The sequence below is a fragment of the Labrenzia sp. C1B70 genome (assembly GCF_000475395.1).
Classification (GTDB): Bacteria; Pseudomonadota; Alphaproteobacteria; order Rhizobiales; family Stappiaceae; genus Roseibium; species Roseibium algicola.
On record NZ_AXCE01000014.1, the window covers coordinates 111030 to 127150 of the forward strand.

Genomic DNA, 16121 nt, shown 5'->3' on the forward strand with positions numbered 1-16121 from the left:
CGTTAAGCCCTCTTGCCATCATTCTTTGCGTTGAGGCCCTTGACGTCGACGAGTTCCGGCGACTGAGCTTCATGCGGGTGGGTCGGACCAGCGTAGACCTTGAGGTTCTTCAGCTGCTTGTTGGACAGAGGACCGCCCGGCATCATGCGCTGAACGGCTTTTTCCAGGACGCGCTCCGGGAAACGACCTTCGAGGATTGCACGTGCGGTGCGCTCCTTGATGCCGCCCGGGTGGCCGGTGTGCCAGTAGTACTTCTTGTTGTCGTACTTGCGGCCGGTGAACACAACCTTGTCGGCATTGATGACGATGACGTTGTCACCAGTGTCAATGTGAGGCGTGAAGGTCGGCAGATGCTTGCCACGCAGGTGATTGGCGATGAATGCGGCGAGACGGCCGACAACCATTCCTTCTGCGTCGATCAAGATCCACTTTTTCTCGACCTCAGCCGGCTTGGCAGAGAAGGTCTTCATGAGATTGATCCGTACTGGTCGGTTAAAGAAAAGGCCCGCGCGGCCTGTAACAAGCCAGCGAACGGACCGAAATTTCGTTCGGGGGCGCTTATACGCTCACGCAGAATAAGCGTCAAGCACGATATTTTCACCACTCCTCTTATTTCTTTATATTTTTCAATAACTTAAAAAAACGGTATTATAATACCGTAAATTAGATCTGGCAAACGCGCGCCAAATACGGCTGGTTAAGGCGAAACCCCGGAAATTCTGTAGTCGATTTTACGCCAGCTTAAAGCTGAACCGCCATGATGGGCGGCAAAGAACCAAACTTAAAAGCTGTGCACATGACGTTTGCCAAAGTCAGGACGACACTGACGAAACCCCTGAGTGCCGCCATTCTTGCCGGCCTGATCCTGCTTGCCGGTATCGCTTCGGCGGTGCACTTTCTGCTGGACTGGCAGGTTCACAGATCGATAACGCAAAATGCCGAAGTCAAGGCCATGAAATGGTCTGAACATTTCTTCCGCACCATTCCGAATGCAGAAAAGATGTTCAACACCGATACCGTTGTGCCCGAGGACCTTGCTCGATTGGCCGATTCCTTTGCGATGATCGACACCATACACTTCGAGCTATTCGATGCCGAGGGTCACCGGACATTCCTTTCGACAGATGGACGCGTTGAAGAAAACACATCTTTCAGCCAGACCGCACTGGAAACCTTCCAGACCGGAGTACCTCAATTCTTCCTCCATCACGACGACACAGAGGAAGAAAACGAACAGCACGAAGCCATAATAGAATCCTATGTGCCAGCCGTGACGCCTGACGGCCGACTGCTGGGCACGATAGAAGTCTACGTCGACGTCGGCCCGCTGAATGATGCGCTTGAAGATGCATTTCAACAAATCAGCTGGGTGCTGATCATCGGAACGACCGTACTGCTCGCGATACCTGCTTCTGCCTACGTTTATCGAACGAACCAGCTCAGGAAAAAAGACCAGCGGCTTCTGGATCTTACGAGATACGACCAGTTGACCGGTGTATTTAACCGTAACTCCATTTCAGAAATCCTGAAGGAGAAATTCGCGACACCAGCCAGTTCGGCGGGCTTGGGTGTCCTTTTCGTCGACGTCGACTTCTTCAAGCAAGTCAACGACCAGTTCGGCCATGTGTGCGGTGACCGCCTGTTGAAACATATTGCCGGCATTCTTCAAGCCAGTACGCGTAACAAGGACGACATTGTCGGCCGGTTCGGCGGCGACGAATTCGTGGTCATCGCTTCCAACATATCGCAGGAAAATTTTCGCAAACTCTATGGTCGTGTCATGGAAGGGGCAAAAGCACCCTGTGTCTATGAAGACAAGTCGTATGTTCCAAGCCTGAGCGTCGGGGCCTATCTGACCACAGATCAGGACACCGAAAAAACCGCCATCCACCGGGCGGATCTGGCGGTTTACGCTGCCAAGAGACGTGGACGCGGACAGGTCGTCGAATACACGACCGACCTGGAAGACTTGTTTGCGCAGGATGACGGCAGGCAATCAGCCTGACATCAAGGCCGCCAGTCCGGATACTATCAGCGGGGAGGAACGGAATAGGTCGCCGTGGCATGAGCCACGAGTTCTTCCTGTCCCTCACCTGCAATTTCGCAATCGACAACGGCAAGACGCTTGCCGAGTTTCAACAGGCGGCACGTGGCGAGAAGATCTCCCGCCTCAGGTTTCCGCAGAAAGTTGATGTTGAGATTTGTGGTCACGGCAAGCGCAACCGGGCCAATATGAGCCAGGATCACGACGTAAGCGGCCAGGTCGGCAAGCGCCATCATGGAAGGACCGGAGACTGTGCCCCCCGGGCGCAGGTGCAGCTCGTTGGCGGAAAGGCGCAGGACCGCTTTCCCGGGTGAGACGCTGTCGATCGCATAAACACGACCACCTGCATGGATTTGCGGAAATTCCTTGTCCAGCATTTCCATGATTTCGGTCTCAGTCATAACCGGTGTCATGTAGCCTCCCCTACCACTTTCTTTTTCAATCCATAATCTGATTTCATCTTACGTTCACGTCAATTCGTTTCTTGGGCAAAAGCGGATCCAGACACACAAGGGCCTCACTTCAGTCCTCTGTCAGGTTTTCGTTTTTGAATAGTGAGGGTCTTCAATTGATCAGACTGATTGCAGCCTTGCGCAAAGTATTTTCCGCTCGCAGCCTTCGCCCCTTGCCGTCGCTTGTAGTGGCTGCCTCGATAATGACGTTCCCCGGTATCGCCCTGGCCGACGTCAAACATTACCTCTACACCAGTGCAGGTGCGTTTTCCGAGACACGTGAGCTATTGCACAATCCAGCGATTTCGGGCGTTCAGATCCTCTACAACTGGCGAATGCTTGAACCGGAAAAAGGTCGTTATGACTTTTCCGCAATCGAGCGGGACCTCGCCGTAGCCCAAAAATACGACAAGGCGTTTTTTCTCCAACTTCAGGACCGCTTCTTCTGGGAAGGTGCTCGCTTTGTGCCGGACTATTTGCTGAAAGATCCGCTCTCTGCAGGCGGCCTTGCCCGGCAGGTGGACGACAGTGAAGCCGAAACCCCGACACCAGAAGGCTGGGTAGCCGTTCAATGGAATGAAGCGGTTCGCTCCCGTTACCAGGCTCTATTGACCGCCCTTGCGGACCAGTTCGATGGCCGCATCGAAGGCCTCAACCTGCCGGAAAGCTCGATCGACATTGACAGACGCAAGGACGAGACGGGCTTCAGTTGCGACGCCTATTTCAACGCGACATTGGAAAACATGGTCCATGCGCGCAAAGCGTTCCAGGCATCCCATGTCGTTCAATACGTCAACTTCTGGCCATGCGAGTGGGAAAACAGTGAAGGCTACATGCAGCGCAGTTTCGAAAAAGCAGCCGAACTCGGAATCGGTCTGGGCGGTCCCGATATCGTTCCGCATCGAAAAGCACAGATGAAGAATTCCTACCCCTTCTTTCACCAGTACCGGGACAAATTGCCGGTCATCGCGATGGCGATCCAGGAGCCCACTTTGGAGTACGTCAATCCGGAAACGGGCAAGACCTTTACCCGTTCGGAATTTATCAAGTTTGCCACCGACTATCTTGGAGTTGACATCATCTTCTGGAGTGCAACAGCTCCCTGGCTGCAATAAGCCCTTCCCGCACGAAGCGGGCTTTCGCAGGTCGGAGGCCCTATTCTGCTGGCTGTGTCTTTTCGGCGCGGCGTTTTTCGATGGCGTAAATTCCCCGATCCCAAAGCCAGACCGTCAGTCTGCCCAGGCCAATACCGGTTCGCATCTGAAACTCCTCGAAGTGAAAACGGCTGGCTCTCAAGCCCTTCAACACGAGGCTGCTCTTCAGTGTCTTGCGAAGGGACGCAGGCCCGCAAAAGAAGACATGGGCATTGCGTAGGTCGCCCTTCAGGTCTTCGACAATCCGTTCGGGCGTCAGCCTGACGCCTTCAAGCGAATTGACGATCATCAGCTCAAGCTTGCCGGTTTCTTCGGCCAAATGCTGAAGGTCAGCCACATATGGAATGTCGCCACGCTCGCGCACACAATAGTAGAGCTTTATCGGCCCGCTCTCCCGGTGTTTCAGCGTCTGCGCAAACGCAAGGAAGGGAGTTATTCCGACACCGGCGGCAATCCAGACCTGAGGATCCCGTCCAGACGGCATCGAGAAATTGCCATAAGGACCGGAAACCGTAGCCTCCATACCTACCTTCAGCTCGCGGTACAGGCGGCTGGTGTAGTCGCCGAGATCCTTTATCGTGAAACGCAGAGACCTGTCATCGCGTGGCGCGGCACTGAGTGTAAACGGATGTTCCTCCGTCAAGCCTCCTCCCTTTACCGAAAGGAAGGCGAACTGTCCGGCCACATGTTTCAGCCCTCGCCCCCTAGGCTCCAGGAGCACTTCCGTCAGGCCATTGATGTGACGAACGGAGGCAACCTTGTAGGCGTGGCCACGTGGTGCCAACGGCCGCAGAACAGACATCCAGACATAGGAAACAAGGCCGAGCACACAGAACGCAGAAACGTAAAGCCCGAGCGGGTCTGCGTTCGCAAACGGCTTTTCAATGAAGAAGTAATGGAATGCTCCCATGAAAAAGAAGACGCCGATCAGCCGGTGGCTCCACTTCCACAAGTGGTAGGGAATGAAGGTGATGACGGATGCCAGCACCAGGATCAGAAGACCGTAAAGGCTAACCTCACCTATGTCTTCAGCAGCGTCGGCCAGCGGCCCACCACGCAAACCGTCCATATCCGCATCGATGATGTCGTGCAGTCCCAGGCCCACCATCGCGATGATGCAGAGCCATTTGTGCAAAACGTAGATCCGGTCGAGCGGCCCGAACACGAGTTCCAGCCCCGGCACGCGCGTCGCCAGGAATTGGTTGATCCCCATCACGATCAATGCAGCGGTTCCAAGATACTGGCTGAAAAGCGCCACCGGATCTCGCGATGCAGCCAACGGGGCGAACCAGAAAAGAGGGATCAGGGCAGCCAGAGCAATCAGTGCAAGTCCAACAGGGCGCAAAACATGTGTCCGTTTCTGGCTTCAGGCTCGAAGCGGTTCCGTTAGCTTGCGGATCGGACGGCGCGCAGTTCCTGCTCATGCAGCATCGCGACTTGCCGACCTTCCGCAAAACGATCGGGATGCGTTAGAGGGCTTACGTGACAGCTGCAACACTGTTGCAGGACTTTCGACGAAAAAAGGCGCCTATTGGCGCCTTTTAAAAACCCTGACTTGTGGCTTGAGCGCAAGATCTAGCTGCGCCTGCGCCCTCTGCGTCGGCCGGAGCCCGAACCGTCGTTTTCTGCGCGGGCGGCATCAGCTTCCTTGTTCGGAGGCGAAACAAGCGGACCGATTTCGGCAATCACCTCGTTCAGCGTCGGCCGGGCACCCGCCTGGTGGGCATCCAAAGCTGCGCGCATTGCAGCCAGATGGATCGGCGACGTACCGCAGCAACCACCAACAATACGCGCACCGGCATCAAGGGCCATATGTGCGTATTTTGCCATCAGCTCCGGCGTTCCGGTGTAGACCACTTCATCGCCCTTGATCTGAGGGATGCCGCAGTTGGCTTTCGCCACGATTATCGCATCAGGATAGGCTTCGGTGATGTCCATGATCGCTGCCAGCAGATCCGACGCACCGACACCGCAATTGGACCCGATCGCGACGGGCGTGCAGGCAAACTGGCTCTGAAGGTCGCCAAGCCCCTTGGGGGAAAGACCCATCATCGTCTTGCCGGCTGTATCGAAACTGGCAGTAATGACCAATGGCAAGTCGAAATTCTGCGCTGCTTCAGCGGCTGCCTTCATTTCTTCGACGGCTGACATGGTTTCGACCCACAAAATGTCGGCACCACCTTCAACAAGGCCTTCCATCTGTTCCTCGAAGGCTGCAACACCCTCTTCATAGCTGAGTGCGCCAAGGGGTTGGAAAAGTTCGCCGGTCGGTCCGACGGAGCCTCCGATCAGAACCGTCCGTCCGGAAGCTTCGGCCACATCGCGCGCCAGCTTGACGGCGGCAATGTTGAGTTCCCTGACGCGCCCCTCCGCCTTGTGCAACTTCAACCGATGACGATTGCAACCGAAGGTATTGGTCAGAATGATATCGGATCCCGCATCGACAAACGACTTGTGAAGCGCAGTGATCTTTTCCGGTTCATCCGTGTTCCATAATTCCGGGGCGTCACCGGAAACGAGACCCATTTCGAACAGGTTCGTTCCGGTTGCACCATCGGCAAGCAACGCCCCCTTCTGGGCAAGGAGCTCTTCCAGCTTGGACATTCAGCAGTCTTTCGTCTTGTTGGTGTCGTCTTCGCCCGTTTTCAGGCCTGTTTCTGCAATAGCAGACCGCACCGGGAAATCCATGTGCGCAAATTATCTTCTACGAAGCCCTGGCCTGCGCGGTTAGGCGTAAAGGCGGTATTTCTGTACGGCAAGGTGACCTCGACCTTCGCTTGGTCGCCAATTCCGAAACCACTTTTCACTGTGCGAAGTCAATGGACTTTCCGGCGAAAATGAAGCAACAAAGCGCCATGACGCTTTTACGGTATTGTGCGACGGTTATGGAGCCGGGTTGTCAGGGCTCCTGATAAAGACTACGCGCAACCAAAATCATCTTGGGAGCATAAGATGTCAGACGCCGCCCCATCTGGCCGTCGAGGAAGAAGCGCCCGCCGCGAGCGCCGGCAAGCCGGACCTGCCGGCCTGGCCATTCCCTACATTTCACGCAACATTCCGAACTTCGACATTTTGAGCGATGAAGGCGCGGAACGGATCGAAGCCAATACCGACCGCATTCTCGCTGAAATCGGACTTGAATTCCGTGACGACCCCGAAGTTATCGGTATCTGGAAAGAAGCCGGTGCGGAAGTCGACGGCGAACGTGTCCGCTTTCCAAAGGGCATGCTTCAGGAGCTGGTAAAGACGGCCCCTTCCCAATTTACCCAGCATGCCCGCAACCCTGCGCGCAACGTTGAAATCGGCGGCAACAATCTTGTCTTTGCTCCGGTCTACGGCCCCCCTTTCGTCACCGATCTCGACAAGGGCCGGCGGTATGGCACGATCGAGGACTTCCGCAACTTCGTGAAGCTCGCCTACATGTCGCCGTGGATGCATCATTCCGGCGGCACCGTCTGTGAGCCTGTCGACCTTCCGGTCAACAAGCGGCACTTCGATATGGTCTATTCCCATATCAAATATTCCGACAAGCCGTTCATGGGGTCGGTCACCGCACCGGAACGCGCCGAAGATTCCGTGAAGATGGCGCAGATCACCTTCGGTGAGGACTTCGTCGATCAGAACTGCGTCATGATCCAGTTGATCAACGCCAATTCGCCTCTGGTTTTCGACGCCACCATGCTTGGTGCTCTCAAGGTTTACGCCAAGCACAATCAGGCTTGTATCGTTTCGCCGTTTATCCTGGCAGGCGCCATGAGCCCGGTAACCGTTGCCGGTACGCTGTCGCAAGTGTTGGCAGAGGCTCTGGCCGGTTGTGCCCTGACCCAGTTGATTCGTCCCGGTGCTCCGGTCGTTTTCGGTGCATTCGTCAGTTCGATCTCCATGCAATCCGGCGCCCCGACTTTCGGCAGCCCGGAAGGCTCCCTGCTTCTCAACGGGGCAGCAAAACTCGCCCGCAGGCTCAACCTGCCGTTCCGTTCAGGTGGCTCGTTCACCGCATCCAAGAGCCCGGATGCGCAATCTGCGCAGGAATCCGCGCAGACCATTCTGGCCACCTTGCAATCAGGTGTGAATTTCTGCCTTCACGCAGCCGGCTGGCTGGAAGGCGGATTGTGCTCTTCCTACGAAAAGTTCGTCATGGATGCCGACCAGCTCGGCATGATGCATGTACTTGCCAAGGGCATCGAAATCTCTGATGAAACTCTGGCGATGGACGCGCTTCAGGAAGTCGGTCCCGGTGGCCATTTCCTCGGCGCTGCGCACACGCAGCGCAATTTCGAGAGCGCTTTCTTCAGGTCCTCGATCGCCGACAATAACTCCTACGAGCAATGGCTCGCAGACGGGCAACTGGATGCCGCACAACGTGCCAATGCCCGCTGGAAGGAACAATTGGCGGGTTACACGGGCCCCGAACTTGACCCGGGCATCGACGAGGCGCTGCTGGCTTTCATGACCGAACGCAAGGCGTCTTTCCCGGACAGCAACGTCTGATCCGCAGCCGAACACCAAAAAACGCCCCGCCCTCGCGCGGGGCGTTTGTTTTTCAAGAGATTTTCAAAATCTGTTCTTGCAACGCATCGACGCTTCTTAACAACACTCAGAAGAAATACGATTTTTTATGTATCTAGCCTTTTCCAGCATTTCTCCATGGGATAAAGGTTGCCAAACCCTGCGTTTGCAAGGTAGCTGGAAACGCTGTTTGGCATGGGATAAGCTTACGCATGGCAGCACTGGGACTGGGTCGCGCCGGTCTGCGATTTATCTCGAGGGAGCATGCGGAAATGACTGTTTATAAACTGTAAGTTTTCTTATGAAAATCAATAGCTTGACTGTACCCAACTAATAAAAACAGGTTGTTCTGTGGCGTCGCTTACATCAAATATCGATATTCTTGGTTATTCTACCCGCCTTCCCGGCGCCAACGATTCTGCCGAATTCTGGTCATTGTTGAAAAACGGCGAATGCGCAGTTACGTCTGTCTCCAAAGACCGCTGGCCGCTGGCCCGCTTCGGACACCCGGTCCAAAGCACGTCTGGAAAGACCTACACCTGGGCTGCCGGGCAGCTGGATGATGTGTGGGGATTTGACCCCTCTTTTTTTGGTGTTTCTCCGCGTGAAGCCGTGCAGATGGATCCGCAGCAGCGATTGCTGCTGCAACTGGTCTGGGAAGCTCTGGAACACGCCAATATCCGCCCCAGTGACCTGGCCGGCTCGAACACCGGCGTTTATGTAGGTGCGTCGTCTCTCGATTACCACCATCGCTTCCTGGTCGATCCGGCCATGGCCGACATGCAGTTCATGACCGGCAACACGCTGTCGATCGTTTCCAACCGCATTTCCTACATCTACGACCTCAGAGGCCCGAGCTTCACGGTCGACACCGCCTGCTCCTCTTCCATCGTCGCATTGCACGAAGCGGTTTCCGCCATCGAGTCCGGCCAGATCGATACCGCGATCGTCTGCGGCGTCAGCCTTCTGCTCAGCCCGTTTGCCTTTGTCGGCTTCTCCCGCGCCACAATGCTGTCGCCGACAGGCCTCTGCCAGGCATTCGACGCCAATGGCGATGGGTACGTGCGCTCCGAAGGCGGCGCAGTAGTCGTTCTGCGTGCTGCGCGTGCTGGCATTCCGGAAGGTGCAAAGAGCCACGGCAAGCTGCTTGCAACCGGCATCAATGCCGACGGTCGCACTGTCGGCCTGTCGCTTCCGTCCCCGTATGCGCAAGCAGACCTTCTGCGAGAAATTTACGAAGGCCTGGAAATCAATCCCACGGATCTTGCCTTCGTCGAGGCACACGGCACCGGTACGCGCGTTGGTGACCCTGCAGAAGCGGATGCGCTTGGCAAGGTTATTGGCCAGAAACGCGACAAGGCGCTGCCCATCGGGTCCGTCAAGACCAACGTCGGTCACCTTGAGCCTGTTTCCGGTCTGGTCGGACTTCTGAAATCCGTAATGGCGCTGCGAGAAGACCTCTTGCCGCAGTCGCTGCACTTCAGAAATCCGAACCCGGATATTCCGTTTGACGAGCTGAACCTCAAGGTTGCCGGTGAAGCCATTTCCCTGGAGCGCAATGGCACCCGCAGACTTGCAGGGGTCAATTCCTTCGGTTTCGGTGGCACGAACGCTCACGCCGTCATAGGCGATCCTGATCCTGAAACCGCCGAAGCTTCGACAGCACCGGTTGACGCGCCGCTGGTCATCAGTGCCCGGTCCAAGGAAGCCCTGCAGCAACTAGCCGGCAAGTTCGCCGAACGTCTCGACAACGAGGCGGATGAAACAGCCGGCAATGTGATTGCCTCGAGTGCCCACGGTCGCGATCTGCTTTCTGAGCGACTTGTTGTTCTCGGCAAGACCAAGGCGGAAAAACTCGACGCACTGCGTTCATTCGCAGAGAGCGGCGATGAAAACGCAGATGTCGTGTCTGGCAGCGTCATCAAGTCGAATGCGAAGGTCGGGTTTGTCTTTTCCGGAAACGGGTCTCAATGGGCCGGTATGGGCCAGGAAGCCTACCAGGCCGACACGCCATTCCGGACCGCATTTGACAAGGTCGACAAGATCTTCATGGGTCTGAGCGGTTGGTCGCTCGTCACAACGCTTTTTGCAGAAGACCTTGAAGCCGATCTTGAGCGCTCCGAAATCGCGCAGCCGCTTCTGTTTGCAATTCAGGTCGGCATTGTGGAATCACTGCGCCAGCGCGGCATTACTGCTGCCGGGACCGCAGGTCATTCGGTCGGTGAAGTTGCCGCAGCCTGGTGTGCAGGCGCCCTGAACCTCGAACAAGCAGTCCGCGTCATCCGTGCCCGTTCCAGCGAACAGGAAGTCGTCAGGGATCTCGGGTCCATGGCTGCCTTGCTTCTGCCGGCAGATCAGGCAGTTGCCGCCATCGCGGAAAGCGGACTGCCGAGACTTGAACTCGCTGCCGACAACAGCCCGCGAAGCGTCACAATTTCCGGCGACAGCGAAAGCCTGGATGCTTTTGCGAAGTTTGCCCGCAAGAAAAAGTGGGCCATGCGGCGCCTGAACCTGGCGTATCCGTTCCACAGCGCTCTGGTTGACCCGATCGAGAAGCCTCTTCTTGCTGCATTGGATGGTCTTGCGCCCACAGACGTGTCGCTTCCATTCTATTCGACGGTTACGCCGGATGAACGCGATGTCCGCGTCGATGCAGAATACTGGTGGCACAACGTTCGTCAGCCAGTCCGGTTTGCCGCCGCCATGGAAAACATGGCAACAGATGATTTCTCTGTCCTGATCGAGATCGGTCCCAAGCCTGTTCTCGGCACCTATGTAAACGACGTCCTGCGGGCCAAAGGCAAGAAGGCCAAGGTTCTTGAAACGCTCAAGGAACCTTCCAAGAAAGCAGCTGCCGCAGCAGGCAATCCGCTTGACAAGATCGCCGCATCCGTTGTGGCACATGGCGGCCAGACCGACCTGATCCGGTTTGTCGGCGAACGCCCAGGGCATCTGGTTCCGCTCCCGTCCTACCCCTGGCAGAACTCCGAGTATCGCCCGGAAAACAGCCCTGAACGCGTCGATTTCATGTTCGGTCAGACCTGGCCGCTGCTGGGATACCGTCTGCGTCAGGACACTGCGGAGTGGTTCAACCACATCGACAGCGGTTCCCTGCCCTTCCTGCAGGATCACAAGGTCGAGGAAAGCATCGTCTATCCGGCCGCGGGCTATATCGAGATGAGCCTGCGCGCAGCGCTCCGGTGGAGCCGGAGCGACCAGATCGAATTGCGCGACTTCGACATTCTTCGTCCGTTGGTAATCGAAGGCGATGAAGTCTGGGAAACCCAGGTCCGTATCTCGCCTGACGATCATGTGGTCGAGATCCTGTCGCGACCGCGCCTGTCCGACAACGACTGGTCCTTGAATGCCCGGGGAACATTCCTGACGCCTTCAACGACTTCCAGGACTCCATGGGCGAAACCCGGCGACAGCGTTCTGTCGGAACTCGATCACGAAACGCTTTACACGGTCACCAAGAGCTTTGGCCTGAATTACGGTCCAGCGTTCCGCCGTGCCGATAAAGTGGTCAAGCACTCGAATACCAGCGCGACCGTTACGCTGTTGCCGCAGGACGAGATCCTCGCAGATTACTCGTTCTCGCTCTGCCCGACTTTGGTGGATGCCGGTTTCCATGGCCTGTTTGCGCTCCTGGATGGTGTCGAGGACGTTCCGCAAAACACATCCTTCCTGCCGATCCGACTTGGCACATTGCGTCTTCTGGCACCGGAAACCCTGCCGGCTTCCGTGCGTATCGAAGTCACAAAGGCGTCTCCGCGCTCGATCGAAGCAAGCTTCGAGTTCCTGGATGCCGACGGCCTGACGATCGCCCGCTTGACCAAGACCCGGTTCAAGGCGGTTACTCTTGGACAGGACACACGTCCCGACGATCTGGTCTACCGCCAGATTGCGACGCTGCTTCCTGCGCAGGACCGTATCTCGCCGCTTCAGGAAACCTTCGAAGGCTTGCCTTCATTGGCAGGCAATCTGGACCTTCTGGGCGCCGACGACCAGGAACTCGACGACAGCCGTGTTCTGATCGAAGCGCTGGGTCGCACGATTGCGCACAAGACTCTTTTCGATCTATTCGCAGATCGGAAAATTGAACTGGCGTCGCTTGTCGCGGCCGGCGGTCTGCATGAAACGGCAGTGCCGCTTGCGGCAAGTCTCTTTGGCTGGCTGGCCGAAAGCGGACTGTGCACGGAAAGCGACGAAGGTTTTGAACTCACGGATCCGTCTGGCAATCCGGATGCATCGGCGCTTCTGCAAGCCCTGACCGATGGCGGCGGCGAACATATCGCCGAGGCAGCATTGCTGGCACGACTTTGGACGGGTTTGTCCGATATCCTGAAGTTCGGCCTTCAGGAAGCTTCCGGCAAGGAATATTCTTCCAGCCTGTTCGATGCCTACCGCTCCTCCTCTCCTGGCAAGCGGGCCCTGTCGTCGGCCCTGCAGTCAGGTGTGCAAAGCCTGATTTCCAGCTGGCCGAGTGACCAGGCACTAAGGGTCCTTCTGGTTGGGGCAAACGGTGGCCTCGCTGCAGCGATCGATGCAGCGCTTGATCCCACCTACATGGCGCTGACCGTAACAGATGCAACGTCCTCCGCAGTTGGCAGGGGCGAGCGTCTGTGGCAGGGCAGTTCGGCGACAGAGTTTGTTGAACCAGGCGAAGCATCCTTTACCTTCGACCGGCATTTCGACATCGTACTGTTCGATACGTCTCTTGCGGAAATCGATGCCGACACGCTGAAGCGGTTTACGAAATCCATGGTTCCAGGCGGGCTGGTGCTTGGCGCAGAACCGCTGCCTCATCCGCTCACCGACCTTATCATGGGCGTCGGCTCGTCTTGGTGGGACGAAGGCGCAACTGCCGAGTTCCCGATTTCCAGGCAACAGGCAGACTGGACCAAGACGCTGGAAGCTGCGGGTTTGGCCGAGGTCCAGACCGTACCGCTGAAGAGCACTTTGATTGAAGCCGATCTCCTGTGCGCACGTGCGGGTGATCGCGCTGAAGAAGCATCGGACACCGACGAAGAAGCACCGGAAGCTGAAGCCGAGAAGAAAAAATATCTTCTCCTGACCAGCTCAGAGGGCGCGTCTCACCGTCTCGCCGAAGGTCTGAAGGCTTGCCTGACCCGAAAAGGGCACACTGCCACCCTTCTTGTTCCGGGTGAAGTTACCGAACAGCTCGGCGACGACATCTGGAGTGTTGCGCTTGGCGACAAAGTTGATGCCCAGGTGGCCGACGAAGCGCTCAACGCGCTTGTTGCCGCACATAACGGCCGGGTCGTTCACCTGCTCGGTGCATATGCTGCCCCGGCCGACGCTCTCGCATCTGTTGATAGTCGTGCCTTCAGCCTGATGACACTTCTCAAGGCGTTGGGACCAAACGGCGGCGAGTTCACTGTTCTGGCACCAGCCGGCGCGCAGGATATAGCCGGTGGCAAGCCAGCCGCTCCCGAGCAAGCCGGGATCTGGGCGTTTGGCCGTGTGGTCATGAACGAATACCCGGACGCGAACTTGAAGCTGATCGACGTCTCACCGGATCTGGAGCCAGGGATAGCTGCTGCACGTGTGGCCGACGAAATCCTGGTAGCCAATTGCGAACGGGAAATCGTTCTCGACAGCAAAACCCGTTCCGGTATCCGCCTTGTAAAAGGTGGCGTCCTATCAAGCGTCACGTTGCCGGAAGGCGCCAAACCCGCCATGCGGCTGGATATCCTGCGCCAAGGCTCCCTGGACCAGCTCTCCTGGCACGCCGTTGAGCGCAAGCCGCTTGAAGGCAAGGACGTGGAAATCGCCGTTGAAGCCAGCGGTCTCAATTTCCGCGATGTGATGTGGGCACTTGGCCTGTTGCCGGAAGAAGCTCTCGAAGATGGCTTTGCCGGACCGACACTCGGCATGGAGTGCTGTGGTCATGTTGTGGGCTGTGGTCCGGACGTGACCCGCTTCCGACCGGGTGACAAGGTCATCACCTTCGCCCCGGCCTGCTTTGCATCTCATGTTACGGTCGACGAAAGTGGCTGTGCGCCGATGCCGAGTACGGTTTCCGCGGAAGAAGCTGCGACGATCCCGGTCACCTTCCTCACTGCCTATTATGCCCTTGTGCATCTGGCGGCGCTCTCTGAAGGGGAAACGGTCCTGATCCACGGAGGTGCCGGTGGCGTCGGCCTGGCCGCATTGCAGATTGCCAAGTGGCGTGGTGCGAAAATCATTGCGACTGCAGGGTCCGAAGACAAGCGCAACACCCTGAAGCTGCTCGGGGCAGATGTCGTTCTGGACTCCAGAAGTCTGGCATTCGTTGACGCCGTCATGGAAGAAACTGCCGGCGAAGGCGTCGATGTGGTTCTCAACTCGCTGTTCGGCGAAGCCATGGAACGCAGCATTGAGGTTCTGAAACCGTTCGGCCGCTTCCTGGAACTGGGCAAACGCGACTACTACGGCAACACCCGGATCGGCCTGCGTCCGTTCCGTCAGAACCTGACCTACTTCGGTATCGATGCCGACCAGCTTCTGACCCGTCAGCCAAAGCTGGCCGTCGACCTGTTCGTCAAGCTTGTCGAGCTATTCGAAGCGGGCACGCTACGTCCCTTGCCGCATCGCCTGTTCGAAGCCGCAGATGTGGTCGACGCCTTCCGGCTGATGCAGCAGGCGGGCCATATCGGCAAGATCGTGATCCGCCCGCCCGCGGTTCCCGAAAACGTGCCGACCAAGCGCGAGATCTCGTTTGACGGTGAGGCTGTTTACGTCGTTGCCGGTGGCTTTGGCGGCTTCGGTGCAGCATTGCTCCACCGCCTTGCCGATCACGGTGCCAAGTCGCTTGCGGTTCTCAGCCGCCGGGGCGCTTCAAGTGAAGACGCCCAGGAGGTTCACGCGCAACTGACCAAGCGCGGCATCTCGATCAAGGGTTATGCCTGCGACATCACCAGCGAAGCAGCAGTCAAGAAGGCGCTTGCAGAGATCCGGGCTGAAGGACATCAGATCAAGGGCGTGTTCCACACGGCGATGGTGCTGAATGACGTGCTGATCGCCAACATGGATCATGACGGCCTGACAAAAGTGCTGGCGCCCAAGGTCCGCGGCGCGGAACTGCTGGACAAACTGACATCCGACGATCCGCTCGATCATTTCGTGCTGTATTCGTCCGCCACGACCCTTGTCGGCAACCCTGGTCAGGCCAACTACGTCGCCGCCAACGGCTACCTGGAAGGTCTTGCACGCAAACGCCGGGCCGAAGGCCGGCCGGGCCTTGCTGTCGCCTGGGGTGCAATCTCCGACGCCGGGTATCTGGCCCGCAACGAAGATGTCAACGAGATGCTGTCCCGCAAGCTCGGACGCCATGCCTTGACTGCCAAGGAAGCGCTCGACGGGCTCATGGCCCTTATGGTGCAGCCTTCGCAGGAAGACATTGGCCTTGCGGCGCTTGGATATGCGCGTATCGACTGGCAGGCGGCACGCAAGGATCTGGCACTGGTCGGCACACCTCTGGTCGGTCTGCTTGGCCTTGGTGACGAGGACGAAACCGGCGCAGACGGAGCGATCGACCTTGCAGCCATGCTGGAAGGCATGGATCAGGTCACTGCCGCACAGACTGTTGCCAAGCTTCTGGCCGCCGAAATCGGCAAGATCCTGCGGATTGCACCTGAAGAGATCGATCCGCACAAGCCGCTGTCGGACATCGGCATGGATTCCCTGATGGCTCTCGAGCTGCGCATGAGTGCGGAACGGCAGCTGGGGATCGACATTCCATTGATGTCTCTCGCAAACGGAGCGACGTTGATCGACCTGTCCAGCCGAGTTGCAAACCGGGTTCTGGGCGAAGAAAATGCCTCCGGAATTTCGGATGAAACGCAGCAGCTCGCCAGCTTGCACGTGGATGACCAGCGTCAGGAAACGGAAGATCTTTCCGACATTGCTGCCGAAGTTGAGAACAAGAGCCGCGAACTTGGTTCCTTCCTGTAAGCG

Annotated in this window: 8 protein-coding genes; 4 read left to right on the forward strand and 4 right to left on the reverse strand. The window is 57.4% G+C overall.

Translation table 11 applies throughout. The features are described from left to right. Window positions 1-2 precede the first annotated feature (2 nt). Window positions 3-470 (reverse strand): 50S ribosomal protein L13, encoded by a 468-nt coding sequence (gene rplM, locus Q666_RS52630; RefSeq protein WP_006935155.1) that lies wholly within the window; start codon window positions 468-470, stop codon window positions 3-5. A 326-nt stretch (window positions 471-796) separates the two neighbouring features. Between rplM and Q666_RS52635 the strand changes: the two genes are divergently transcribed. Next, window positions 797-2005, forward strand: a complete 1209-nt coding sequence (locus Q666_RS52635) for a GGDEF domain-containing protein (RefSeq protein WP_161633222.1) — start codon at window positions 797-799, stop codon at window positions 2003-2005. A gap of 26 nt (window positions 2006-2031) precedes the next feature. Here Q666_RS52635 and Q666_RS52640 read toward each other — a convergent pair whose 3' ends face one another. After that, window positions 2032-2457 (reverse strand): PaaI family thioesterase, encoded by a 426-nt coding sequence (locus tag Q666_RS52640; protein WP_022999428.1) that lies wholly within the window; start codon window positions 2455-2457, stop codon window positions 2032-2034. A 155-nt stretch (window positions 2458-2612) separates the two neighbouring features. On the opposite strand from Q666_RS52640, the gene Q666_RS52645 reads away from it, so the two are divergent. Then, on the forward strand, window positions 2613-3611 hold the full coding sequence (locus tag Q666_RS52645; RefSeq protein WP_152533380.1) for a hypothetical protein: 999 nt from the start codon (window positions 2613-2615) through the stop codon (window positions 3609-3611). 40 nt (window positions 3612-3651) lie between these two features. Here the strand turns inward: Q666_RS52645 and Q666_RS52650 are convergent, their stop codons facing one another. Further along, a complete protein-coding gene (locus tag Q666_RS52650) occupies window positions 3652-4995 on the reverse strand; it encodes a ferredoxin reductase family protein (protein WP_022999430.1) in 1344 nt (447 codons plus the stop codon). A gap of 230 nt (window positions 4996-5225) precedes the next feature. Then, window positions 5226-6254, reverse strand: coding sequence for a betaine--homocysteine S-methyltransferase (bmt, locus tag Q666_RS52655; RefSeq protein WP_022999431.1), 1029 nt, complete (start codon window positions 6252-6254; stop codon window positions 5226-5228). A 348-nt stretch (window positions 6255-6602) separates the two neighbouring features. On the opposite strand from bmt, the gene Q666_RS52660 reads away from it, so the two are divergent. Then, window positions 6603-8141 (forward strand): trimethylamine methyltransferase family protein, encoded by a 1539-nt coding sequence (locus Q666_RS52660; protein WP_022999432.1) that lies wholly within the window; start codon window positions 6603-6605, stop codon window positions 8139-8141. Between the two features lie 369 nt (window positions 8142-8510). Then, window positions 8511-16118, forward strand: a complete 7608-nt coding sequence (locus tag Q666_RS52665; protein WP_022999433.1) for a type I polyketide synthase — start codon at window positions 8511-8513, stop codon at window positions 16116-16118. The last annotated feature ends 3 nt before the right edge of the window (window positions 16119-16121 follow it).

What these genes read in the sequence shown, in the direction of transcription:
- bmt (WP_022999431.1), bottom strand. Translation starts at nt 6,254, where the DNA reads ATGTCCAAGCTGGAAGAGCTCCTTGCCCAGAAGGGGGCGTTGCTTGCC.
- Q666_RS52640 (WP_022999428.1), bottom strand. Translation starts at nt 2,457, where the DNA reads ATGACACCGGTTATGACTGAGACCGAAATCATGGAAATGCTGGACAAG.
- Q666_RS52635 (WP_161633222.1), top strand. Translation starts at nt 797, where the DNA reads ATGACGTTTGCCAAAGTCAGGACGACACTGACGAAACCCCTGAGTGCC.
- Q666_RS52660 (WP_022999432.1), top strand. Translation starts at nt 6,603, where the DNA reads ATGTCAGACGCCGCCCCATCTGGCCGTCGAGGAAGAAGCGCCCGCCGC.
- rplM (WP_006935155.1), bottom strand. Translation starts at nt 470, where the DNA reads ATGAAGACCTTCTCTGCCAAGCCGGCTGAGGTCGAGAAAAAGTGGATC.